General features: G+C 58.7%; 24 protein-coding genes. 12 read left to right on the top strand and 12 right to left on the bottom strand.

What is annotated here, in order from left to right; genetic code table 11:
* Nucleotides 1-27: 27 nt before the first annotated feature.
* A complete protein-coding gene (gene argA, locus Q675_RS35540) occupies nt 28-1,335 on the top strand; it encodes an amino-acid N-acetyltransferase (protein ID WP_023012053.1) in 1,308 nt (435 codons plus the stop codon).
* On the opposite strand, the gene Q675_RS35535 is transcribed toward argA, so the two are convergent.
* Nucleotides 1,309-2,379, bottom strand: a complete 1,071-nt coding sequence (locus Q675_RS35535; RefSeq protein WP_011786966.1) for an aminopeptidase — start codon at nt 2,377-2,379, stop codon at nt 1,309-1,311. The two genes, argA and Q675_RS35535, sit on opposite strands and share 27 nt — an antisense overlap.
* A gap of 186 nt (nt 2,380-2,565) precedes the next feature.
* Between Q675_RS35535 and Q675_RS35530 the strand changes: the two genes are divergently transcribed.
* Together Q675_RS35530 and Q675_RS35525 are read left to right on the top strand one after the other, a co-directional pair.
* Nucleotides 2,566-6,315: a DUF1631 family protein gene (locus Q675_RS35530; protein ID WP_023012051.1), complete on the top strand. Its 3,750-nt coding sequence runs from the start codon at nt 2,566-2,568 to the stop codon at nt 6,313-6,315.
* Nucleotides 6,316-6,341: 26 nt separating this feature from the next.
* On the top strand, nt 6,342-7,208 hold the full coding sequence (locus Q675_RS35525) for a phosphoribulokinase (protein ID WP_023012050.1): 867 nt from the start codon (nt 6,342-6,344) through the stop codon (nt 7,206-7,208).
* On the opposite strand, the gene Q675_RS35520 is transcribed toward Q675_RS35525, so the two are convergent.
* The 3 genes from Q675_RS35520 to Q675_RS35510 all read right to left on the bottom strand — a co-directional run bounded on the left by Q675_RS35520 (nt 7,209) and on the right by Q675_RS35510 (nt 9,660).
* Nucleotides 7,209-8,063 carry a pirin family protein gene (locus tag Q675_RS35520; protein WP_023012049.1) on the bottom strand — a complete coding sequence of 285 codons (855 nt, stop codon included), beginning with the start codon at nt 8,061-8,063 and terminating at the stop codon, nt 7,209-7,211. It abuts the gene before it with no gap.
* 149 nt (nt 8,064-8,212) lie between these two features.
* Nucleotides 8,213-9,004 carry an adenosylmethionine decarboxylase gene (gene speD / locus Q675_RS35515; protein ID WP_022993175.1) on the bottom strand — a complete coding sequence of 264 codons (792 nt, stop codon included), beginning with the start codon at nt 9,002-9,004 and terminating at the stop codon, nt 8,213-8,215.
* 233 nt (nt 9,005-9,237) lie between these two features.
* On the bottom strand, nt 9,238-9,660 hold the full coding sequence (locus Q675_RS35510) for an OsmC family protein (RefSeq protein ID WP_023012048.1): 423 nt from the start codon (nt 9,658-9,660) through the stop codon (nt 9,238-9,240).
* A 249-nt stretch (nt 9,661-9,909) separates the two neighbouring features.
* On the opposite strand from Q675_RS35510, the gene crp reads away from it, so the two are divergent.
* Entirely contained in the window at nt 9,910-10,551 is a 642-nt protein-coding gene (gene crp / locus Q675_RS35505; RefSeq protein ID WP_007153756.1) for a cAMP-activated global transcriptional regulator CRP, read from the top strand.
* Between the two features lie 105 nt (nt 10,552-10,656).
* Here the strand turns inward: crp and Q675_RS35500 are convergent, their stop codons facing one another.
* The 7 genes from Q675_RS35500 to Q675_RS35470 form a co-directional block, all read right to left on the bottom strand.
* A complete protein-coding gene (locus Q675_RS35500; RefSeq protein WP_023012047.1) occupies nt 10,657-11,538 on the bottom strand; it encodes an alpha/beta fold hydrolase in 882 nt (293 codons plus the stop codon).
* A gap of 97 nt (nt 11,539-11,635) precedes the next feature.
* The gene (gene modC, locus Q675_RS35495; RefSeq protein ID WP_023012046.1) at nt 11,636-12,715 is read right to left on the bottom strand and encodes a molybdenum ABC transporter ATP-binding protein; all 1,080 of its coding nucleotides are present in this window, start codon (nt 12,713-12,715) and stop codon (nt 11,636-11,638) included.
* Complete coding sequence (gene modB / locus Q675_RS35490; RefSeq protein ID WP_023012045.1) at nt 12,712-13,392, bottom strand: molybdate ABC transporter permease subunit; 681 nt, start codon at nt 13,390-13,392, stop codon at nt 12,712-12,714. Before modB ends, modC begins: the two co-directional genes overlap by 4 nt.
* Entirely contained in the window at nt 13,392-14,159 is a 768-nt protein-coding gene (modA, locus tag Q675_RS35485) for a molybdate ABC transporter substrate-binding protein (RefSeq protein WP_023012044.1), read from the bottom strand. Before modA ends, modB begins: the two co-directional genes overlap by 1 nt.
* Nucleotides 14,160-14,168: 9 nt before the next feature.
* A complete protein-coding gene (locus Q675_RS35480) occupies nt 14,169-15,122 on the bottom strand; it encodes an alpha/beta hydrolase (protein WP_031211787.1) in 954 nt (317 codons plus the stop codon).
* Entirely contained in the window at nt 15,088-16,074 is a 987-nt protein-coding gene (locus Q675_RS35475; RefSeq protein ID WP_023012042.1) for a sterol desaturase family protein, read from the bottom strand. The genes Q675_RS35480 and Q675_RS35475 overlap by 35 nt, the downstream gene beginning before the upstream one ends.
* Before the next feature lie 111 nt (nt 16,075-16,185).
* On the bottom strand, nt 16,186-16,923 hold the full coding sequence (locus Q675_RS35470) for a glutathione S-transferase family protein (RefSeq protein WP_023012041.1): 738 nt from the start codon (nt 16,921-16,923) through the stop codon (nt 16,186-16,188).
* Nucleotides 16,924-17,032: 109 nt separating this feature from the next.
* Here Q675_RS35470 and Q675_RS35465 point away from each other — a divergent pair, with 109 nt between their 5' ends.
* The gene (locus Q675_RS35465; protein ID WP_011786952.1) at nt 17,033-17,470 is read left to right on the top strand and encodes an META domain-containing protein; all 438 of its coding nucleotides are present in this window, start codon (nt 17,033-17,035) and stop codon (nt 17,468-17,470) included.
* 130 nt (nt 17,471-17,600) lie between these two features.
* The gene (locus tag Q675_RS35460; protein WP_023012040.1) at nt 17,601-18,578 is read left to right on the top strand and encodes an META domain-containing protein; all 978 of its coding nucleotides are present in this window, start codon (nt 17,601-17,603) and stop codon (nt 18,576-18,578) included.
* Here the strand turns inward: Q675_RS35460 and Q675_RS0119420 are convergent.
* The gene (locus Q675_RS0119420; protein WP_031211786.1) at nt 18,554-19,387 is read right to left on the bottom strand and encodes a substrate-binding periplasmic protein; all 834 of its coding nucleotides are present in this window, start codon (nt 19,385-19,387) and stop codon (nt 18,554-18,556) included. The two genes, Q675_RS35460 and Q675_RS0119420, sit on opposite strands and share 25 nt — an antisense overlap.
* 144 nt (nt 19,388-19,531) lie before the next feature.
* On the opposite strand from Q675_RS0119420, the gene Q675_RS35455 reads away from it, so the two are divergent.
* The 6 genes from Q675_RS35455 to Q675_RS0119415 form a co-directional block, all read left to right on the top strand.
* Nucleotides 19,532-20,632 (top strand): M14 family zinc carboxypeptidase, encoded by a 1,101-nt coding sequence (locus Q675_RS35455; protein ID WP_023012038.1) that lies wholly within the window; start codon nt 19,532-19,534, stop codon nt 20,630-20,632.
* A 1-nt stretch (nt 20,633) separates the two neighbouring features.
* Nucleotides 20,634-21,371: an alpha/beta fold hydrolase gene (locus Q675_RS35450; RefSeq protein ID WP_023012037.1), complete on the top strand. Its 738-nt coding sequence runs from the start codon at nt 20,634-20,636 to the stop codon at nt 21,369-21,371.
* Nucleotides 21,372-21,448: 77 nt separating this feature from the next.
* Nucleotides 21,449-22,066 carry a glutathione S-transferase family protein gene (locus Q675_RS35445; protein WP_023012036.1) on the top strand — a complete coding sequence of 206 codons (618 nt, stop codon included), beginning with the start codon at nt 21,449-21,451 and terminating at the stop codon, nt 22,064-22,066.
* Nucleotides 22,067-22,174: 108 nt separating this feature from the next.
* The gene (locus Q675_RS35440; protein ID WP_031211785.1) at nt 22,175-22,792 is read left to right on the top strand and encodes a DUF4202 domain-containing protein; all 618 of its coding nucleotides are present in this window, start codon (nt 22,175-22,177) and stop codon (nt 22,790-22,792) included.
* Nucleotides 22,793-22,863: 71 nt separating this feature from the next.
* Nucleotides 22,864-23,568 carry a response regulator transcription factor gene (locus Q675_RS35435; protein WP_023012034.1) on the top strand — a complete coding sequence of 235 codons (705 nt, stop codon included), beginning with the start codon at nt 22,864-22,866 and terminating at the stop codon, nt 23,566-23,568.
* On the top strand, nt 23,565-23,841 hold a 277-nt coding region (locus tag Q675_RS0119415), incomplete at its 3' end, for a histidine kinase sensor domain-containing protein (RefSeq protein WP_031211784.1). The genes Q675_RS35435 and Q675_RS0119415, both read left to right, overlap by 4 nt.

Raw genomic sequence — 23,841 nt, 5'->3', positions numbered from 1 at the left:
CATTATCAGGGTATAAGGAATAAAGGTTTGAAATCAAACGACTGGCTGCACGGATTCCGCCATTCCTCTCCGTACATCAACGCCCATCGCGGCCGAACCGTCGTCCTGACCATGCCCGGGGATGCCATCGAGCACCGCAATTTTATCAACATCATCCACGACATCGCTTTGCTCGGCAGCCTTGGCGTCAAGTTGGTGGTGGCGTTCGGTGGCCGCCCCCAGATTCAGTCGCGACTGGATGATGCCGGCCTGGAATCCTCCTTCGCACGGGGCTTGCGCATCACCCCCGATAACCATCTGCCGATGGTTATGGAAGCCATTGGCGGGCTCAGGGCCTACCTGGAAAGCCAGCTCTCCATGGGGTTGGTGAACTCACCCATGCATAACGCCCGGATTCGGGTCAGCAGCGGCAACTACGTCACCGCCAAACCCGTTGGCGTGCTGGATGGCATTGATTTTGGCTACACCGGCCGCGTCCGCCGTGTTGATACCCGAGGCATCGAGCAATTGCTGGAGCTGGGGCATATTGTTTTGCTGCCGCCAATGGGCTATTCGCCCACCGGTGATGCCTTCAACCTTTCCTATGAGGATGTTGGCAGCCAGGTGGCCGCGGCGCTGCAGGCGGAGAAGCTGATTGTCTTCATCGACGACGAAGGCCTGCTTGAAGAAGATGGCAGCCTGATACGTGAGTTGTCCGCCCGTCAGGCGTCCGAACGCCTGAACGACAATGCCGTCACCGGCCACGACGCGGCCCTGCTCAAGGCCGCCTGCGATGCCTGTGTCAAAGGCGTTCGGCGTGCCCACATCATCAGTTATGTCGAAGACGGCGCCCTGCTGGAGGAGCTGTTTACCCGCGATGGTTCCGGCACCCTGGTCAGCGGTGATAACTACGAACAGATTCGCCAGGCGCGGGTAGAAGATATCGGGGGCATTCTGGAGCTGATTCAGCCGCTGGAAGAGCAGGGCGTGCTGGTTCGCCGCTCCCGGGAAATGCTGGAAACCGAAATTGACCGGTTTGTGGTGGCGGAGCGGGACGGCACCATTGTCGGCTGCGCCGCGCTATACCATTATCCGGAGGAGGGCTCCGGAGAGTTGTCCTGTTTTGCGGTCGACCCCTCCTACCGACGCGCCGGCCGTGGTGACGAGATTCTCGCCATGGTTGAAAAGCTGGCCCGGGGCCAGGGTGTCCACAAACTGTTTGTGCTGACTACCCAAACCGAACACTGGTTCCGGGAACGCGGTTTCGTACCCACCGCCGTGCAGGATCTGCCGGGGCCAAAGCTGGCCTCATACAACACCCAGCGCAATTCAAAGGTTTTCTACAAACCGCTCTGACAGCAATTTCAACTGCGCAGATCGACTGTCCGCTGGCTGTCGGGAAAGCTCCTCGGCAGCCCGGTAAAAATCGTGGAAGCGGTAGTTCAGCTCTTTCAGCATCTGTCGGAAGGCGGGAACATGCTGATTATATTGCCGGAACAATGCCAGCTGTGCGTTGTTAAGCTGCACCGGCGGCGGGCCAAACGGCCCCGGCTCTTCGTATTGCCCGGCCAGGTTGGCGTAATTCCGGGCCAGCTCATCGAGCAGTTGGGCCTTGTGCGCACGCAGCATGGATTTGTCCATCTGGTTCTGGCTGGCATAAAGCTGCTGCAGCTGTTCGCTGGTGGCGTCGACCAGTGCCAGCGTCTGTTGCCGGTGCTGCAGTCGCGCTAGGGCACGCTCAAAACCCTCCGGTGCCCCTTGCTGCTGAAGCCAGAGCCGAAGCCCCTCCAGCTCCACGGCGGTGGCAAAACTTTCGTTAAAGGCGGTATCACCGTTGATATAGAGAACTCGGTGGGCCAGCTCGTGGAACATCAGGGCGACCATGCGGTCATCCGCCAGGGAGGTGAACCCGGTATGCAGTGGATCATCGAACCAGCCCAGGGTGGAGTAGGCGGTAACAGCGCCGATAAAGGTATCATAATGGCGTTCGCGAAAGGCCGTCTGCTCCTGTCGGGCGTCGGCTAGCTGGAAGTACCCGCGATACGACTGGCAGCCCACAAACGGATAACACCATTGGTGGGGGGTAAGCGAAAACTCCGGCACGGCGACCAGATTCACCACCACCCATGGCCGCCCCAGCGCCACGTATTTACTGAAGGCATCGTCTACCGGCAAGGCCAGTTCTTTCGCCGCGAATTCTCGTGCTTGTGCTGCCAGCTCAAGCCGTCGGCGAAGTTCCGGGTCGGTTTCCGGTGCTGTGGTTACCTGGTTGATGGGCCTGGCCTTCATCATCAGGGACACATGGCCGCCAATGGCCTGGCCATAGTAGCCAATGGTCGTACAGCCATTCAGGGGTGTTACCAGTAGCAAAAGGAGATAGATCTGACTAAGCTGTCTCATGAATCATCATATTATGATGTTGTGGGTATGAGGCTGTACAATTCCTTATCCGCCGACGGCTGTCACAGATTTTTAACCGACCGCCGCAGGCCTTATCATAACAGCTCGAACCTACACCCACTCAGGGACGTTGGCCGGATTTCCGCATCCGGCAACATGCCGGCTTTGCAACTGGTCAGGTAGTTCATGGATCCGAGAGAGCGTCGCAGCAGCCCCCGACAGCCGATCAAACTTGCCGCTCAGATAGATGCCGGCAGTGGTGAGGCGTGGCCCTGCCAGATTGCAGATTTCTGTGCCGAAGGCATGTTCATTCGTTATTCGGGTGAAACCTCCGGCAAAATCGAGCGGGCCTTTGCCGGCGGCAGCGTTACCGAGCTGGTGGTTCGGTTCCGCGGTCTTGAGGGCAATCGTCGATACGAGCTTCATGTCAGCCCGGTGCGGCGTATTGACGGTGCCATGGGCGTGCATTTTACCCGCCCCGATTCCGATGCCTTCAACGCCATGCTGCAGTTGTGTGGCAGCTCCGGTGATCAGTCCCGGTCATCCCTTCGCGCCCCCAGTGAGCGGGTTCAGTTTGTGCTTCATCAGTGTGCCAAAACGGTTACGCGGTTTATTGAACCACTGATGGATGCCTGTTTTGTGCAGACGGTGGATGCCCTGCGTGTTACAGCCCAGAAAGCCCCCAATGATCAGCTTGCCAATGAGTTGATGGATGCCTCCGGCCAGATTCAGGGGCGCCAGCGGGTGCTCTGGCATTACATGAGCCGCAGTCTGGAATCGCCCTTAAAACCGGAGCCCAAAGGCGCGCCCGGTTCAGTGTTGTCGGTGGTAGACAAAAACGAGTTTGAGGACTGGCTGGCAATTCGGGTGATGGTTACCCGTGCTGATACCCAGTACCGTGGCGACCTGCTACAGCTCAAGCTGAGGCTGGACAAGTTAGGTATCGCCAATCGCACCGGCCATCATAATCCCCTCGGTCCCGCTCTTGTGTGCGAAGCCTTCCATAACGCGCTTGCCCAACTGAAAGTCAGCCGGGAGGTTGAAAAGGTCTGCCTGAAGACGTTTGAGCAGACGGTGATCAAACAGCTGGAGCCGCTGTATCGGGAGTTGAACAATATCCTGATCCGGCATGGTGTGTTGCCGGATCTGGACCTGTCCCGTTATCTGAGCGAACAGGCGCCGGCCAGGAAGGAACCGCCGACCGAGGTGCTGAAGCCGGAGCCCGAAACACCTCTGGAAAAGCCGCAGCCTGAGGCGTCGGAAAGCAAACCCGGGCAAACGGCCCGCGGGCTGAAAAACCGGGTAGCTGGAGAGTTCCGGGGGTATGCCCGCGCAGCCCAGACTGCTTTTGCCACGGTGAGGAATCTGCTGACAACACTGCAGGCCAGTCGTGTGGAGAATGGAGAGGCGACGCCAGAGCCGTTTGCGGCCAATGCCCGTCCGCTGTCTCAGGGTGAACTGCACCGGGAATTGCAGGAGCTGCAGCTACGCGCTGCGGCTCCGGAAGAGCCGGCCGTGCCCTTGCGGGACCGGGTGGTTGAAAAGATACGTGAAACCGGTGACACCCGGCTCAATGCTGAGCAGCAGGACACTCTGGACGTTGTCGATCGGTTTTTCCGGAGCGTGGTCGATAGCCCCAAGCTCAGTGACTACGCCCAGAGCCGAATGCGTCAGCTGGAAGTGCCGGTGCTGAAGGTTGTGATGCGTGATCCCGAATTCTTTGAGGACCAGGACAGCCCGGTTCGTGGTGTGATGAACCGCCTGGCACAACTGGGCGTTAAGGGTGGCCGGCTGAACCCGGTGGTGCAGCGCCGGGTGGATGAGCTGATTCACCGCATTGCTACCGAGTTCGAACAGGATACCGGTGTGTTTGAGCAGACCGTAGGTGAGCTGGACACGCTGATTGACCGGCAGAACCTCGTGTATCGCCGCAACGTTGAGCGGGTGACTGCTGCCGCAGAGGGTGCCCAGAAGGTTGCCGAATCCAAAACCGCCGTGGCCAGCGCGCTGGAAAGCAAACTGGCTGGCCGCAAGGTTCCCAGGGCCCTGGTCAGCTTGCTTGACGGCGGCTGGCGGGATTTATTGTCGCTGACCTGGATTCGCCAGGGACCAGACAGTCAGTTATGGCAGGACTACCTGGCGGTGATCGATTCGCTGATGGCTTTTGCCGAGGACCCGGACAGCAGCATTAACCTGCCCGAACTGTTACGGCTGATTCAGGATGGTCTGGCGTCGATCTCCAGCAACCATATGCCGTCCTCCCAGATCCGGGATGAGTTGAAGCAGTTTTTGGTGCGTCGGCCTGACAAGGCGCCGGAAATGGTTGAAATGCCTGCGGTCAGTGGTGTCCGCCCGGACAAACAGGTGCTCAGTGAGCGGGAACAGCGCAGCCTGCAACGCTGGATCAACCGGGCCCAGCAATTGCGCACCGGTGACTGGCTGCGGGATCAAACCAAGGCGGAAGATCCCCAGTATATCCGCCTGGTGTGGATTGCCCGTGGTTTCAGCCGGTTTGTATTCGTTAATCACCAGGGTATGCGGGTGGTTGAGCTGGAGCTGGAAGCTCTGGCCAGGCAAATGCGCAAAGGCATCATCGTACCGGATAATCAGTATGATCGACCGCTGGTAGATGAGAGCATCGACCGCATGGTTCGCAACGTCTATGACCAGCTGTCCTGGGCATCCACCCATGATGAACTGACCCGGCTGCTTAACCGTCGGGAATTCGAGCGTATGCTGGAACAGCAACTTGCCCGCCGGGAAGATAGCCGGACTTTATTGCAACTGGATCTGCGCGGGTTCCGATTGCTGAATGATACGGCGGGCTACCAGGCCGGAGATGAAACCCTGAAACGGGTGGCGGAGGTCATCTGTCGGCATGTGGGCGATGGCATGCCGGTGGCTCGTCCCGGAGGCAATGAATTTGCCATGCTGGTGCCTGAAGAACAGGGGCCGGAAATTGCCAAGGCGCTCCTGGAAGCCATTGCAGATGAGCCCTTCGAGTATGGCGGACGGTGTTACACGTTAAATGCCAATGTTGGTCTGGCGCCGGAACTGCCCGCGTTGATCAGCGCCGAAAAATGGCTGAAAGCCGCCGAACAGGCGCTCAATTCTGCCCGTGACAAGGGCCCTGGCCGTTTCTCTATATACACTCTCGACGCAGACGACCAGGCCCGGCAAGAGCAGATTGCAGCCCGTGTGGCTGGCCTGAGCAACCCGGATGAAGAACGCATGCTGCTGCGTTGCCAGAAGATCATCCCTCTGCACGGCAGCACCCGCATGGGGGCGCAGTATGAAATTCTGATCAGTATGTACGACGACAGCGGGCAGCTGATTACCGGCCAGGATTTCGTCCGCATGGCCGAGCGCTATGACCGTATGCAGGCGGTGGATCGCTGGGTCGTGGGGCACATGCTGGATTGGCTGAGGGATCAGTCACCGGATCCGCGCCATGTAGGCGGTGTGTGCATAAATCTCTCCGGCTATTCGTTGAACGACCAGTCACTGCTGGAATTCATTTACGAAAAGCTCAGTGAGAAGGATGCGCCTATTGAGCGTCTCTGGTTCGAGCTGACGGAAGCCTCTGCCATTCATGATCTGCAATCGGTGGCGGATTTCATGCTGGAAATGAAAGAGCTCGGCTGCCGGTTCTGCCTGGGTAACTTTGGCAGCGGCCCCAGTTCCTTCCAGTTCATGCGATCGTTGCCGGTAGATCTGATCAAGATCGACAGTGCCTTTACCGGTCAGTTGGCAGCCAACCAGACGGACCAGGCGATGGTCAGGTCCATGGTTGATATGGCTCACTACATGGAACGGGAAGTGATTGCCTCTCAGGTTGAATCCCGTGAGGTTCTGGATATGCTGAGACAACTGGGCGTGGATTACGCTCAAGGGTTTGTGGTCGAGAAGCCCCGACTGCTGACCAGCCTTGTCTGACGCACATCCGGGAACCTGAGCTTTTTATGTCCAGACGCCATCCGATTATCGCCGTTACCGGGTCTTCCGGGGCGGGCACCACCACAACCGGGCAGATCTTCAGCCGCATGTTTGCCAGTGAGGGCATTGCTGCCGCCATGGTCAGTGGCGACAGCTTTCATCGGTATACCCGGGAACAAATGGCACGGCTCGCCGCTAAAGGGCAGTTTGGTGAACGCAACCATTTTGCCCTGGCAGCCAATCATATCGATAGGCTGGAAGCTCTGTTCTATGACTACAGCCATACCGGCAATGGCCGATACCGGCAGTACGTTCATGACGAAGACCGTGACCTGATCGCCGCTGGCCACAAACCCGGAACCTTCACCCCCTGGGGCCCGTTACCTGCGGATACCGATGCCCTGTTCTACGAGGGGCTTCACGGCGGGGTGGTGAGCGACAACTACAATATTGCCCAGTACGTTGACTTGTTGATTGGTGTGGTACCCATTGTCAATCTGGAGTGGATCCAGAAAATCCATCGGGACACCCATCAGCGGGGCTACAGCCAGGATGCCGTGGTTCAGACCATCATCAATCGGATGGACGATTACGTGCACGACATCGTGCCGCAGTTCTCTCACACCCACATCAACTTCCAGCGAATTCCGCTGGTGGACACCTCCAACCCCTTCGTTGCCCGGGATGTGCCCAGTGAAGACGAGAGCATGGTGGTGATTCACTTTCGGGAAACGACGGATGTGGATTTCCCGTGGTTACTGCAGGCCATTCCCCAGAGCAGCCTTTCCCGTCACGATACCCTGGTGATTCCGGGGCCGAAAATGGCCCTGGCCATGGACCTGATTATCCGGCCCATGGTCCAGAGCCTGATGGCCGGCAAAACCTTTGCCTGATCAGACCGTCAGGGTGCCATCGCGGTAGTCGGCCAGCGCCTGCTCAATCTCAGCAGGTGTGTTCATCACAAACGGACCATACTGGACAACTGGCTCGCCGATGGGCCGGCCTGCAATCAGTAGCAGCTGTGCCCCGGCCTCTCCGGCCTCAATCAGAACTTCGTCCCCCTGCTCCAGAATGTTTGCCGAGGACAGTGCCAGAGCCTGGTTCCGGTCTTCGCTTACCAGGCTTGCGCCACCTTCATACAGGTAAACCAGGGCATTGAGCGCCTGGGGGACGGGCAGCGATACCCTCGCTCCGGATTCCAGGTGGACATCGGCATACAGAGGCTCCGTGCTGCCGCCGGTGACTGCACCGGTGACGGAACCGCCGCCGATCTCCAGTTCACCGGCAATCACCCGGACGGATACGCCCTGCTGGCGCGCCACCGGAATCTCCTCTGGCTGAATGTCCCGGTAACCGGCGGCCTTCATTTTTTCGGCGGCAGGCAGGTTGAGCCAGAGCTGGAAGCCCCGCATGACCCCGGATTCCTGCTGTGGCATTTCCGAATGCACGATGCCCCGGCCCGCGGTCATCCATTGCACCCCGCCGTTGCGAAGGTTGCCTCGATTCCCCAGGTGATCCTCATGCAGCATGTGCCCTTCAATCATATAGGTGACGGTTTCAAAGCCCCGATGCGGGTGGGCCGGAAAGCCGGCAATGTAATCCTGTGGCTGGTCAGAGCCGAACTCATCCAGCATCAGAAATGGGTCCATTCGCACGGATTGGCGCTGGCCCAGTGAGCGTTTGATGCGAACTCCGGCGCCATCGGATGTGGCCAGTGCGGGAATGGTCTGTTTCAGGGAGCGAAGCATGATCCCGTCCTCCTCTCGGTTATTGATGGGTCTATTTAACCGGGGTAGCAGAAGGGATGAAAACGCAGAATTCTGGCAGGGGAGGTCAAAAAAACTGACGAAGGCACCAGAAGGTGACGACGGTAGCCCCGTCGTCACCCCCGGAGCGATTATTCCACGTTGCGGGAGTAGAAAATTTCCAGCATTTCCCGGCGCAGGCGATCCTCAATGGACTGGGCTTCTGCCGGGTCCAGATCGCTGGCGTTCACTCCGAACACATAGTTGTCCAGATTGAACTCCTTGAGCATCATCTTGGTGTGGAACAGGTTTTCCTGATACACGTTGACGTCGATCATCTGATACGCGTTCTGGGTATCCTCGGTCAGGTAGTTCTGGATCGAGTTGATGTCGTGATCGATGTAATGCTTGGTGCCATCTACGTCACGGGTGAAACCGCGTACGCGGTAGTCAACGGTAACCACATCCGAGTCGAAGCTGTGAATCAGGTAGTTCAGTACCTTCAGCGGTGAAATCAGACCGCAGGTGGAGACGTCGATATCTGCACGGAAGGTGCTTACGCCGTCATGGGGATGGCTTTCCGGGTAGGTGTGAACCGTCACGTGGCTCTTGTCCAGGTGCGCCACAATGGTATCCGGCAGCGGGCCGGGAGACTCTTCGTTATTGGCTTCGCTGTCGGTCAGTTCGTGCTCGGCGATCAGCATGGTGACGGACGCACCGTGGGGCTCATAATCCTGACGGGCAATGTTGAGAACATTGGCGCCGATGATCTTGACCACATCGGTCAGAATCTGGGTCAGACGCTCGGCGTTGTACATCTCGTCGATGTAATCAATATAGGCTTCGCGTTGTTCTTCGGTCTGCGCGTAACAGATGTCGTAGATGTTGAAGCTCAGGGATTTGGTCAGGTTGTTGAAACCGTGCAGCTGGAGTTTGGTTTCCATGCTCAGCCCCTCCGGGAAATGGAGATGAATGATCACAGGGAGAGGAGCTCTCCCTGCCGAGGCCGCCACCGACTACTGACCGGGTGAACGGAATTGTTCACCTTTTGCGCAGACCGGCGGAGAAAGTTGCGTATTATGCATACCGCAGGTGTCATTGAATAGTATTTGCAATGACATTTTTCATAACGAAAAGCCCCGGCTCCCGGGCGCTGGCCGGAATTTGCCTTGCCGGTTTAGCTGGCGGCCTGAATCTCGAAGCTGTGCGTGATCTCGACACCGGCTTTGCCCAGCATGATCGAGGCCGAACAGTACTTGTCTGCAGACAGGCTGACCGCACGCTCCACCTGCTTTTCCTTCAGGTTGTGGCCGCTAACCACGAAATGAAGATGGATGCGGGTGAACACGGCCGGCACTTCATCAGCGCGTTCGGCATCCAGCTCGCAGTGGCAGGCTGTCACGTCCTGGCGGCTTTTCTTCAGGATGCTCATCACATCGAAGGAGGAGCAGCCACCCACGCCCATCAGCAGCAACTCCATCGGGCGTGGGCCCAGGTTTTCGCCACCATGATCAGGGGGCCCGTCCAGTTGAACACTGTGGCCACTGCCACTGGTGGCTTTGAAGCTGGCGTTGCCGGTCCAGTCGACGGTTGCTTTCATCGGAGTTACCCCTGGTGCCTGAATGAATGGGCAGGATGCTAGCACAGTTAACTCCCTGCGGCATGATGTGGTTGCGACCAAAGCGGTATTGCCTTCAGATACATCCTGTATCCGCTTTTGAGTTGCCCAAAAGTTACCTTCTTGTTATAAGTTGCGTGGCATATCAGTAAAACCCCTAACCCGCACGGACAGGCGGGGATATAAAAACGATCAGGAATCGCCAGACTCTGAGGAGGCATGTCTCGCATTATGGCTACCATTGTCAAGCCGGTTGAGCAGAAGACCAAACACCTGGATTACTTCCTTTCCCAATGCCATCGCCGGCGTTACCCAGCCAAAAGCACCATCATCTATGCGGGTGATAAAAGCGATTCCCTGTTCTACATCGTCAAGGGCTCGGTCACTGTCATTATTGAAGATGACGATGGTCGTGAAATGATCATGGCCTACCTCAATGCCGGTGATTTCTTCGGCGAGATGGGGCTGTTCGATAACATGGATTCCCGCAGTGCCTGGGTCAAAGCCAAGACCGAGTGCGAGGTGGCGGAAATCAGCTACACCAAGTTCCGGGAAATTGCCCAGCAGGACCCGCGCGTGTTGTACTTTATCGGTGAGCAGATGGCCTCGCGCCTGCGCCAGACAACACGTAAGGTAGGCGACCTGGCGTTCCTCGATGTCACCGGTCGGGTAGCTCGTACACTTCTGGATCTGTGCAAGGAGCCGGATGCCATGACTCATCCCGATGGCATGCAGATCAAGATTACCCGTCAGGAAATTGGACGCATTGTTGGCTGCTCCCGGGAAATGGTCGGGCGGGTGCTGAAAACCCTGGAGGACCAGGGTCTGGTGCGGGTCAAGGGCAAAACCATGGTGGTTTACGGTACTCGCTGATTGTCTCCTTCCTGCTCCTCCTGGCACTCCAGATGAACCGATGCGCCGCCTGTTGGTGGACATCGGTCGCATGCCACTTTTTTCCAGTCCCTCGTTGCCAAGCCATTAACGATTAGCGGTCACAAAACTCCCGACAGACTGGCAGATGGCGTCGGGCTCGGTCAGTGGTGCCCAGTGCGGGGCGTCCAGTTCCTGAAGTGTCAGCTTTCCGGTCCAGTGCACCAGGTGTTCGGTCAGATGACGGCCGACGTAGGCGTCGCGCGTGGGAATGATGACCTGAACGGGGCAGCGGGTGTGCCGGGGCCTTGGGCGCAGCAGCCTGGGCAGGAAGTTTGCCCGATAGAGCTTCACACCATATTGTCCGTCTGCTTTCTGCCAGGGGCTGAAACGGGCGTCTTCAACCTGTTCCTGTGTCTTCAGATAGTTCGGCCAGACTTTGTCAAGCCCGGCTTTCCAGATCATTTCCGGTAGCAGCGGCAGCTGGAACAGGAAAACATACCAGGAGCTCGCCAACTGACGCAGTACTTTGGTGGTGCCTCCGTTCGCAGGTGAGCCTATCTGATTGCGAATCCAGAAGCCGACATGATCCAGGCAGGGGCCGGAAATGGAGGTGTAGGAGCGAATACGCTGCTGAAGATCGGGGTCCGTCACTGATTCCCAGCTCTGGATGGAGCCCCAGTCGTGGGCAACCAGATGAAATGACTGGTCGGGGACAATGGCGTTGACGACTGCTTGCAGATCTTTTGCCAGCAGCGCCAGGCGATAGTCCCGGGTGCGAGCTGGCTTGTCGGAGCGGCCAGCCCCGCGGACATCATAACGAATCACCAGATATTCCTGGCTGAGTGCTGCCGCCACCTTGTCCCAGACACTGTGGTTGTCGGGGTAGCCGTGTACCAGAACAATGGGCGTTGCCTCGGGGTTGCCCTCCGCAACGGCGTAGAGAAGAAGGTCTCCACTGGTCACCCAGTGTTCATGTTTGGTCGGCATCAGTCCGCTCCCGGCATAGTGTGTTTAAACGCCAGAGTAGCGATATCACTGGTCACACTCTGTGGCCAAAGGGGCCAGAAGTCGGGCCTGAGGCGCTTCAGTCCACCAGGGCAACCGATTTGATCTGGAGCCACACCGGCTGGCCAGGGGTGAGTGCCAGCTGGGCCGCGGAGCGGCTGGTCAGCCGGGACAGAAACGGAGTATTACCAGCCAGCAGGCGCACCAGGGTGATGCCGGGGGTGACGTCAGTCTCGACGTGATCCACCCGCGCCGGCAGCAAATTCTGGATACTCTGGTCGCGATGCTCCGTCAACGCGATACTCACATCTCTTGCCAGTACCTGTATGCGGGCCTGGCAACCGTGCCGGAAGCGCGGATCCTGTCGTAGCCACAAGCTGCCACCGTCAAAGCTGAAGCGGGCGAGATGCCATGGCTCATCCAGCGCATCCAGTCTTGCCTGAACCAGTACGCCGGCGTCTTCCTCCAGCCGAAACGGCTGGTCCACACGGGCCAGAGTCTCTTGCAGCGGTCCCTGTGCGATAACACGTCCCTTGTCCATCATTACAATGTGGTTGGCCAGGCGCGCCACTTCGCTGGTGGAGTGGGAAACGTAGATCATCGGAATGGCCAGATGGTCGCGCAGCCGCTCAAGGTAGGGCAGTATCTCCTGCTTTGAGCTCTGATCCAGTGCCGACAGAGGTTCATCCATCAGCAGCAGTCGAGGGCTGGTGAGAATGGCCCGGGCAATGGCAACCCGTTGTCGTTCGCCCCCGGACAGTCTGGCAGGCATACGCTCCAGAAGGTGGGCCAGCCCGAGCCAGGAGACGGCATCGTCAAACCGGATCTGGCGTTGCTCGGCTGGAACCCGGCGTTGCCCGAACGTCAGGTTCCGGCGCACCGACAGGTGAGGAAACAGATGCGTCTCCTGGAACACATAGGCCAGGGGCCTTTGATGAACCGGCCTGAACAGGGTGTCTGTCTGCCAGGGCGTGCCGAATACGGAAAGCTGTCCCTGGGCCTGCTGCAGCCCGGCGATGCAGCGGAGCAGCGTGGTTTTGCCGCATCCGGAGTGACCGAATAAAGCGGTAATCCCGTTGCCGGGTAGCTTCAGGTCGACATCCAGTTCAAATCCGGGAAAGCGGCAGATAAAACGTGCCTCGATGGCTGTGGGATTCATCGCAGGGCCCCCGCCCGGGCCCTGCCATTGAGGACGTACAGGGTCACTAGGACGATGAAGGAAAACGCTACCATGCCCGCAGCCAACCAGTGGGCCTGGGTGTACTCCAGGGATTCCACGTGATCGTAGATGGCCACCGACAGCACTTTGGTCTCGCCCGGGATATTGCCGCCAATCATCAGGATGACGCCGAACTCGCCGATTGTATGGGCGAAGGTCAACACGCTGGCGGTGATAAAACCGTTGCGGGCCAGCGGAATCACCACGAAGAAAAACCGGTCCCAGGGCCCGGCCCGGAGGGTGGCGGCGGTTTCCAGAAACCCTTCACGGATACCCTCGAAAGCGTTCTGCAGGGGTTGCACGGTAAAAGGCAGGGAATAGATAACCGAGGCCACTACCAGGCCCTCAAAGGTGAACGGTAGTAAACCCAGGCCAAGACGTTCTGTCAGTTGGCCGACCCAGCCATTCGGGCCAAGCAGTAGCAGAAGATAGAATCCGAGCACCGTGGGCGGCAGGACCAATGGCAAGGCGACGACCGCAGCAATCGGCTGGCGCAGCCAGTGACGGGACCGGGCCAGCCACCAGGCGATCGGAGTTCCTACCAGAAGCAGTACCAGGGTTGTCAGTGAAGCCAGCTTCAGCGTCAGCCAGACCGGCTGCCAATAGGTTTCCAGCATCAGTCCGCCGTGTCGTATCCGTAGTCCTGAATAATCGCAACAGCCTCCGGGGATTGCAGGAAGGCGAGCCAGTCTCTGGCGGCAGCATTGTCGACACCGCGCTTCAGAAGAATCGCCTGCTGGTCGATGGGGGCGTAATAGGCTTGCGGAATCCGCCAGAGTGTTCCGTCCTGATTCGGCCAGGCTTTGACCTGAGCCAGCGCCACCAGCCCGGCCTGGGCATTGCCGCTGGCAATGAACTGGAAGGTCTGGGCGATGGAGTCGCCACGGACCAGTTTGGGCTGCAGCGGTGACCAGAGTTCCAGGTGTTCCAGGACCTGCTGTGCGGCCTGGCCATAGGGGGCAGTTTTAGGATTCGCGATGGCCAGCCGCGAGAACGGCTGTTCGCTCAGGTAGGCGATGGGAGAGATAAAGGCCGCGATCTCAGGGCTCCAGAGCACCAGCTTGCCCCTGGCATAGGTAAAGCGAGAATCGGGAACGGCCATCCCGTCGGATTCCAGTAACCGGGGGCGTTGAGCATCGGCCGCCATGAAAACATCAAATGGAGCGCCGTTGCGAATCTGGGCGTAGAGTTTACCCGTGGAGCCGAAACTGGCGGTGACCCGGTGACCGGTTGAGGCCTTGAATGTCTCCACCAGACTGGCGGTGGTGTCGGTGAAATTGGCAGCGACGGCGAGGGTCAGATTCCCCGCATAGGCGTTGCTTAGGGGCAGAAGCAGCCAGATTGCCAGCAAAGGGAAGAAACGCCAGCAGGTACGGCGGCTCATAGCGATTCCTTATGGTAGTGACTGGGCCAGTGGCAGGTCGCGGGTCTCCGACCGAGCGGGCGACTGAATACGGCATAAGCTTAGCACGTATTGCCACACTTCCATGCGATTGGTTTCATTGAGCATCTCATGGCGCCCGCCGTCGAACAACCGCAGCGTTACCTGCTCGATGCCCGACTCCCGGATGGTCTGAAAATGCTGGCGGACGCCTTTCCCCATCTCGCCCACGGCATCGGCGGTGCCGGACAGCAAGTGTACCGGCAGATCCCGATGCCAGGTTGCCGGCCGGATGCTTAGCATCCCGCCAATGAAGTCCTGCCAGAGCCCCACGGAGCAATCGAAACCACAGCAAGGATCGGCTTCGTAGCGGTCTACCTGCTCGGCATCGCGGCTCAGCCAGTCGCTGCCGGTACGGTTGGGCCGGAAAGCACGATTGAACTGGCCAAAGGTCATCTTGCCGATGAGCCGGCTGCGATGGCGCCGGCCACGGACGCCGGCAATCAGGTTGACCAGCAGCCGCGGGGCCAGCAGTTGGAGCCGGTGGATGCGGTTGGTGGCACTGAGTATCAGGGCGTTGATACGGTCGCCGTATTGCTGGGCATAGCTCTGAGCGATGAACGAGCCCATGCTGTGGCCGAGCAGATTTACTGGCAGGCCTGGATGCTGCTTGCGGGCAGTCTCTACCACTTGCGCCAGGTCGTCCACCACCCGTTGCCATCCGTTCTGATCAGCATAATGCCCCTGGTGTTCGGCCGGGCAGTGGGGGCCATGGCCCCGGTGGTGATAGGTGATGACAAGAATGTTATGAGCCCCGAACCAGCGGGCCAGCTCCTGGTAGCGATCACCGTGCTCCGCCATGCCATGGCTGATCACCAGAATGGCAACTGGCTGTGCCGGCAGGTATTGCCGTCCGGCAATGGTGTGGCCATCAGGGGTATTCAGCGTCAGAGGGTGTTCGGTCATGGTCTCGGCCCACATCCTTGTTGTTGTTCTGAGGTGCCGGGCGCTGCCACTCCGGCGGATTCCATAAATGCTGAAGACGGGACAATAAGCTGCCGGGGCGGGCCATGTCGCGGAACATGTCCACATATTCGTGGGTCCAGAGCACAATCAGGTTATTGGAATGAATCTGCCGGGTAATGCCGTATTCCGGTGGGTTGCTGTCGCTCTCCGGGACAAAGGTTCCGAACAGGCGATCCCAGATAATCGGTGTGCCACCGTAGTTGCGGTCGATGTATTCCGGGTTACGACCATGGTGAACGCGGTGGTGGCTGGGGGTGTTGAAAAGGTGCTCGATCCAGGCCGGCAGGCGCCCCACCAGCGTGGTGTGCACGAAAAACTGGTACACCAGAGAGAAGGCATAGGCGATGCCGATCCACACCGGGTTGAATCCGATCAGCGCCATGGGCAGATAGAAAATCCACATGCCGTTGAAAATGTTGGTGGCATTCTGGCGCATGGCGGTGGAGAAGTTCATGCGTTCGGACGAATGATGGACCACATGGGCGGCCCAGAACCAGCGCATGCGGTGGCTGGCCCGGTGCATCCAGTAGAAACAGAAATCCACACCGAGAAAGGTCAGAAATCCGGTCGTCCAGTTCAGCTCCAGTTCAAGCAGGCGATAGTGATAGCAGAGTGCGTAGACGGGAAAGGCAATCAGACCGGCAAAAAACAACTCAGTAACCTGGTAGCCGGCACCGAGGGCGAAGTTGCGAATAGCCTCCGGCACGTTCATCAACCGTGGGTCATGCCGTATCTTCAGGTATTCCCACAAGGTAACGGCAATGAACACGGGGGTGGCGATGACGAAAATCAGCTGTCGTTCGTCAAGAGCCAGCCAGGGGGCCAGGGACTGCCAGAGGCTGATCAGCCCGCTGTCTTCCAGCACTGTCCGCATCATGTCGATCAACACCATGGCTGCTCCCCAAATTATTTTTGTTGGAAGTCATCATCGCACAGCGTCGGCTAAAGGCGATGTCCTATTGCGCCAGGGTTGCTGGCCTATTCCGCCACCGCCTGGCCAGCGTCACCGGTTCTGGCGATACACCGCGGCGATGGGATCGATGGCAGTCTGCCATTCGGATAGCCAGGCCTGCACAGGCTTTGGGATCTTGGCCGGCTTTGGCCAGGGCACGGGGTACTCGGGCGGCTGGAACAACGGCGCCAGCAGTGAACAGGCAGTGAGATCGGCGCGGGTGAACTGATCGCCGACCAGGAACGGACGGTGCTGATAGATCTCGGCCAGTTCTTTAACCAGAGCCTCGAGGGTTGCCTGTGAGGTATCGGCGGTTTTCTGGTTGATCTTCATCCACTTGCGCATGATCTCATCAACCCGGCTGAAGGCCAGGCTGAGCAGGATACGATTATAGAATGGTGTGCCCGCTGCCAGCATGGGTACCACTATTTTCGGGCGTTGCAGAAAATAGTGGTACACCCAGGTGCGCAGAGCGGGGCCGGCCTGTTCGTCCAGCTTCTGTTCCCATTCAAGAACCCTGGCCTGAAGGTCTGGATCCGCCGGCAATAAGGGCTTGTCTGGAAAGACCTTGTCGAGGTAATCCAGGATATGTCCGGAGCCCTGGATGATCTGGCCGTCGTGTTCGAGTACCGGTACAGACGACTCGGCCCCGGTCAGTTTGCGAATGGTGTTTACATGCTGGCCCGGGAGCAGGTTGACGGTCTGATAGTTGATGCCCTTGTAGTCCAGGGCCCAACGCGCCTTTTCGCAGTAGTGCGAAATGCAGAACTGATAGAGTTTGATCGCCATGGTGTTGCTCCGGATGTCTGGTAACTCAAGATTAACCTTTCTGTAGGCGAATTCCCAAGACGGCAGGCGTAGAATGTAATGGTTATCTCACTATCTATCAGGGGGTTATATGAGTCTTGCAAAGAATGTCATGGCGATGTTGCTGATTACCGGGTCGCTCTGGGGCTGCTCCCTCAATGCCGAGAAAGAGGGTGGAAAGCCCGGGTCGCTGGCCGGTAGCCAGTGGTTGGTGGAAGAGATTGATGGTGAGCCGGTGCTTGAGGGTAGTGAGGTTACCATCGGGTTCACCGATGAAGGGCGGGTGTTTGGCTCATCGTCCTGCAACCGTTACAACGGAGGCTGGCACATTCAGGGTCAAGAACTGGTGTTTTCCCAGATGGCCGCGACGCGAATGGCCTGCCCCGAGACCCTGATGCAGCAGGAAAACCGGTTTCTGAAACTGCTGGGCGACGTTCACGGGTATCAGTTCGCCGCAGATGGCCGTCTGGTGCTTGAGACCGGGCAGGGCGTTACCATCCTGGCCTCGCCAGCCGCTGAACAGGAGTAGTTCCGGTCGCCTTGGCGATGACGTGACACAGAATACGCTTCTGCCTCAGCGCTTTGACTCGATCGTGGTGAATCCAGGATGGAATCTCTACAATGGCGACTTGTAGTCTGGAACAACAGAGGATGTGTTCATGTTTTTGCGACAAGGTGTATCGCTGTCTGTCGTGGTTCTTGCAGGCGCACTGATGAGTGCCTGTGCATCCAGCCCGACAAAGACCGGGTTGTCGGAATTTGGCCGCTATCAATGTGGCCAGTTGGAAGTTACGGTCACCAGCTCTGGTGATGACGAACTGGTAGGGCTGGAGTACTTGAACCGCCGGGTTCTGCTCAAGCCGGCCGAGAGTGCCTCAGGCGCCTTGTTTGTCGCGCCCGGCGACCCGGATACCCGGTTCTGGAGCAAGGGGGAGCGGGCAACGCTGAGCCTGCGTGGCGAGACGCTTCCCGAGTGCCTGGAGCCGGGCGCCATTGAATCCTCGTTTCGTGGGATAGGCACGGAACCGTTCTGGTCTGTTGTCATCGAGAATGGCCAGATGCGGCTGACCCGTCCTTACGACCAGCAAGTCACCGAAGATATCCGCCTGAACGAGATTCTTGCCAATCGTCATGGCCGCGCCTATGAGGCCACGTTGGGTGATGAGCGTGTGGAAGTGCGGATCGCCCACCAGCTGTGTGAAGACCAGATGGCTGGCGCTCAGTATCCGGCTCAGGTTCGTTTGACACTCGGCGATGAGACGTTCGAGGGCTGTGGCGGGGATCGTCAGCGCCTGTTCAGGGGAGCCGAATGGGTTGTGGAAGACCTTGGCTGCGCCGGCATTATTGACCGCTCCAGGATTACCCTGAGGTTCCTGGCGGATAACCGGGTCGCGGGTCGGGCCTCCTGTAATCGTTATGTGGGAAGTTATAACCTGACCGGAGAAGGGCTGTCCTTCAGTCCGCAGGCCACCACCATGATGGCCTGTGCGCCCGCTCTGATGAACCAGGAAAGGCGATTCCTGGAGCTGCTGGAACAGGTAACGGATGGCCGGATTGGCCGGCATGGCGAATTGCTGCTGCAAACACCCGCTGGCGACACCATCAAGGCGTTTCAGTCGGAGGTGGAGAGCCCGTAGGACGCCTTGATTGCGTTCAGTCGGCCAGTTGCAGCCAGTCTGGCCAGGCCCGCATCCAGTAGCCTGGCCAGTTCTTCCGCTCTTGGATTCTCGGCCGCGAAGGCAATGTAGACGGGAGCCTGATGGGCGATACCGGCCAGTCTTGGGGTGGTGTATCCTGCTTGTTCCTGCAAAAACCAGCTCATGACCGCCTGGTCTTCGGCGAAGGTATCTGTGCGTTCCTGTGCCAGTAGTCTGAGGGCTCGCCCCAGGGGCGCTGCTCCGGAGATGACCCAGACTCTTTCGGGATCATCGGCATAGTCTGCAATATAACGATCCAGCTCCGGAGAGTAGGAGTAACCGTTGATTACCAGCAGGGTTTTGCCGTTAAGCGACTCCAGCCCCTTGTATTGCCATTGACTCTCCGGATGGGTATACAAGCCGATACGGGCGGTGCCCATGGGCCGCTCGGGAAAGACAAAGTCCGGGGCGTCACCTTTCAGGGCGCCGATAACGCCATCAATCCGGTTCTCCCGGGCCAGGCTCAGTGAGCGGGCCCAGCCATAGTTTCTGTACTCAACGTCAAAACCGGATGCGGCAAAAATCTCCCGCGCAATATCCACCATATAACCTTCCTCCGGCGCACCAGCCCGGCAGTTATGGGGGCACCAGGGGTCGGCGGCGAGAATGATCCGGTGTTGATCAGGATGGGGGGCAGGTTGCTGGCGCGTGGCGCTTTCCGTAGCTTCATGCCGTCCTGGTTCTGTAGCTTCATCGGGTGAGCAGGCGGCCATCAACAGGGCCAGGATGAGCAACGGGAATCTGGGCATGAGCGGATTGGGTCACGGTAATCTGCGAAGGTGCATTTTCATAGTATACCCTTGCATACTATTTGCAATAACAGGTTCGACACTGTCAACGGACTGAAGCATTTCTGGCGCACACTGTCAGCAGCCGTTGCCAGAGAGCCTGAAATGACCGAACTGAAAGCATTGACGCCCCACGCTGTGATACCAGCGGAGCAAGCCCGCCGGGACAAAGGCCAGAAACGAAGGCTTCGCACCTTCCTGCCGGAGCTGATCCAGCTCGAGCGGCTGCTGGCGGAGGCGCCGGAAGGTGTCTCCAGTTCGGTCCTGTCCCGTGTGAACGTTCGGGACCTGGAGCTGCCGGTCTATCGGGTCGACCTGGGCACCGACCGCAAGGATGTGCCCGTTGTTATGCTGATTGGCGGAGTTCATGGGCTTGAGCGTATCGGCACGCAGGTGGTGATGGCGTGGCTGTCTTCTTTTCTGGCCCGCCTGGCCTGGGAGGACAGCGTACAGGCGCTTCTGGAGCGGGTGCACATCACGCTTCTGCCCATGCTGAACCCGGGCGGCATGTACCTGAACCAGCGCAGCAATCCGAACGGGGTTGATCTGATGCGTAATGCGCCGATCACGGCCCAGGATCGCAGTGCCTTCCTGTTGGGAGGGCAGCGGCTTTCACCACGCTTGCCCTGGTATACCGGTGATCCCGAACAGGGGATGGAAGCCGAGAACCTGGCCCTCGAGTCGGTGGTCCGGGAACTGTTGCCGGGCCGTCCATTCAGTCTGGCGCTGGATTGTCATTCCGGCTTTGGCTGGCAGGATCAGATCTGGTTTCCCTACGCTTACCGCCGCCGGCCCATGCGCCGCATTGGCTCGGTCATGGCGCTCAAACTGATCTGGGAACAGGCTTACCCTAATCACACGTACCGTTTTGAGCCGCAATCTGCCCACTATCTGACCCATGGTGATCTATGGGACTACTTTTACAAACAGGTTAACCGAACCAGCGAGGGTGTTTTTCTGCCGCTCACCCTGGAAATGGGATCCTGGCGCTGGATTCGTAAACGCCCGCGTCAGCTGTTTCGGCTGGAAGGCTTCTTCAACCCACTGGTTCCGCACCGACACCAAAGGGTGTTGCGCAGTCACATGCCGTGGATTGATTTCCTGTTGAACGCCGCTGCCAGTCATGAGAACTGGTTGCCGGGGGCGGATGAAGAGTCCATGCTGAGGGAAGCTGCCATTATGCACTGGTACAGGGATAGCCGATGACATGCACTGGATCCTTCTGAGAGGCCTCACCCGGGAGCAGGGCCATTGGGGCGATTTCCCGGCACAGCTTCGCTCGGCCTTTCCGGAACACCGGTTCCACACCATTGATCTGCCGGGCACCGGCACACTGTTCCGCGAGGATTCTCCCGGCACTATCCCTGAGATTCGCAGGCGCGTCTGTGAGCAGGTCAATCATATACCCAGGCCGTTCAGCCTGTTGGCGTTGTCCATGGGCGGTATGGTGGCCCTTGACTGGGCCCAGCATGCCGAACCCGGGGAGCTGCAGCACCTGGTTCTGGTCAACACCAGTTCCGGTTTCAGCCCGTTCTGGAGGCGCATGCGCCCGCTGGCCTGGCCGCGCGTGACTCAGCTACTGGCCCGTCGAGAGCTGTTTCACCGGGAGCGGGATATTCTGCGCCTGACGTCCAATCGAGAGATTTCACTGTCTTTGTGCAAAGCCTGGTACAGCATCCAGCGCCAGCGCCCGGTCAACTATCGTACGGCGTACAATCAGTTGCGGGCGGCAGTCGGGTTTCGGCCTTTGCCGCAGCGGCCCATGGCAGACGCTCTGCTGCTGGCGAGCAAGGGTGACCGTATTGTGCACTGGCATTGCAGCGCCGAGCTGGAACGGCGTTGGTGCTGGACGCTTCGGCTGCATCCGGATGCCGGGCACGACCTGCCGCTGGATGAACCCGGGTGGATCATCCGGCAGATGGAACAGTGGTTGCCTGGTCAATAGCGGTTGCTTGACGCAACTGTTTTTTGCGGTCACGCTCATTGGCGTCAATTCAACGAGTGAACGGAGCCAATAACAAGATGAAACTCTTCGAAACCCGAACCGCCCCCAACCCACGCCGAGTGCGCATGTTCCTGGCCGAGAAAGGCTTGCTGGACCAGATTGAACTGGTGCAGGTGGATATTGAAAAAGGGGAGAACCTGAGCCCGGAATTTGTTGCCCGCAACCCGATGAAGAAAGTGCCGGTACTGGAACTGGACGACGGCACCTGCATTGCCGAAACCATGGCCATCTGCCGCTATTTTGAGGAAAGCTATCCGGACACCCCCAGCCTGTTGGGTGAATCGCCGCTGGAGAAAGCCCAGGTGGAACAGTGGCTGCGCTGGATCGAATTCTACTTCATGATGCCCACCGGCATGTGCTTTCAGCACACCACCGGCTATTTCAAGGATCGGATGAACCCCATCAAGGAGTGGGGCGAGGAATGCGGCCAGGGCGTCGAGAAATTCATGCATTTCCTGAACAAGCAGCTCGAGGGCAAGGAATACCTGTGCTGTGACCGGTTCACCGCCGCCGACATCAATGCCTTCACCACCGTGGCCTTCGCCCGGGTGGTCAATATCCGCATCAAACCGGAGCAGGAACACCTGCAGGCCTGGTTCGACCGGATCAAGGCGCGACCTTCGGCTCAGGTTTGAAGTTCGCCGGTGACCTTAGGTCCGACCGGCTGATAGTATTGCTCTATAGACGGCGCGCCCTGTTCATCCGGGCGCGCCAAGAGCGAGCCATGCGACTTGAAGGACTGAATGATGAGCGCCAGTGCCAATCTGGAATGTGCGATTAACGCCATCGACCAGGCAAACCAGCAGGATCCCAACCGTGAGGAAATAGGCGGTGAATCCCTTCCCAGGGAATACGCCTATAGCCTGCACATGACCCGCTGGCTGTTTGAGCTGGAGCCGGAACCTTCCGAACGCATGCAGATTGCCTGTCGGGCCCAGCATATCGAGCGCTGGACCATGCCCCGGAGTGACTATGGTGAGGGCCGCAAGAATTACTATCAGTGGCGACAGGCGTGCGGCCGAATGCATGGCCGCCGGGCGGCTGAGATCATGGCGAAGTGCGGCTATCCGCAAGCCGAGTGCGAGCGGGTCGAAACCATTCTGACCAAGCGTAAACTGCGGGAAGACGAAGATACCCAGTTGCTGGAAGACGTGGCGTGTATGGTGTTTCTGGAGCGCTATTTTGCGCAGTTCTTTGAAGATAATCCCGATTACGACAAAGAAAAATGGCTGCGCATTGTGCGCCGGACCTGGGCCAAAATGACGCCCCGTGGCCACCGTGCTGCCCTGAAGCTGGCCGAGGGCATGCCCGCCCATTTGTTGGCTTTGCTGCAGGAAGCGCTTTCTGCGCCTGCCGAGTGAGCCCTGACACTTGAGCTACCGCCCTCTGTTGCATATGATATTCGTTATCATTTGGTAATGGATGTCAAACCATGGCAACGCTGGCCAACCGAAACCCGAAGATTCTGATTGTCGAAGACGACCAATCCCTCAGTGATCAGCTGTCCGGATTACTGGCCTCCCGCGGCTATCACGTGGTGCAGCGCTATGAGGGTGATCAGGCACTGGTTACCGCATTGGGCCAACGGCTGGACCTGATTCTTCTGGATGTGCTGCTGCCGCGGATGAACGGGTTCGAATTCCTGGAGAAGCTCCGTAAAACCCGCCAGACCCCGGTCATGATGCTGACCGCCTGTGGTGCCGAGCAAGAGCGCATTATGGGGTATCAGCAGGGGGCCGATGACTATGTGCCAAAGCCTTTCAGTTTCACCGAATTGCTGCTGCGAATCGAGGCGTTGCTGCGGTGCACCCTGGGCGAAACCGATCAACGTGCAGACCCTGCGACACTGTCTGCCGGTGAGCTGAAGCTTGACCGCCACGCCATGACCGTCAGCGTTCAGGGTAATCCGGTCGTCCTGACTCCGATCCAGTTTCGCCTGCTCTGGATTCTGGTGTTGCACCAGAGCGAACCCTTGAGCAAACCCTATCTCTACCAGGTGGTGCTGGAGAAGGAATTCAGTCGCTATGACCGAAGTCTGGACATGCACCTGAGCCGGGTACGTCGCAAGCTGGTGGAGGCTGGTGTTGCCGGCGATCGTCTCCAGACGGTGCACGGCAAGGGGTATTGCTTCCAGTGAATCACCGTTTGTGGTGGAAGCTGTCAGGCACCTTGGCGCTGGGAACCCTGGTGTTGTTCTGGGTGATTTCCTTTCTGGGGACCACCACCGAACAGCAGATAAGTTTTATCGCCCGCAAGCATCAGGAGACCCTGCAAGACTGGGGGCACACAGCAGAGCGTCTGTACCTGGCCGGCGACGAACAGGCCTTTGCCCGTTGGCTGGAGCAACTGCAACGTGAGGAAAACACCTGGGCCGCTGTGGTTCAGTCTGAGAGGATAGGAAGAATAAAAG

Source organism: Marinobacter sp. EN3 (assembly GCF_000475315.1).
GTDB lineage: Bacteria > Pseudomonadota > Gammaproteobacteria > Pseudomonadales > Oleiphilaceae > Marinobacter > Marinobacter nauticus.
The sequence above is the reverse complement of the archived record's forward strand: the minus strand, read 5'-3'. Positions and strand labels throughout refer to the sequence as shown.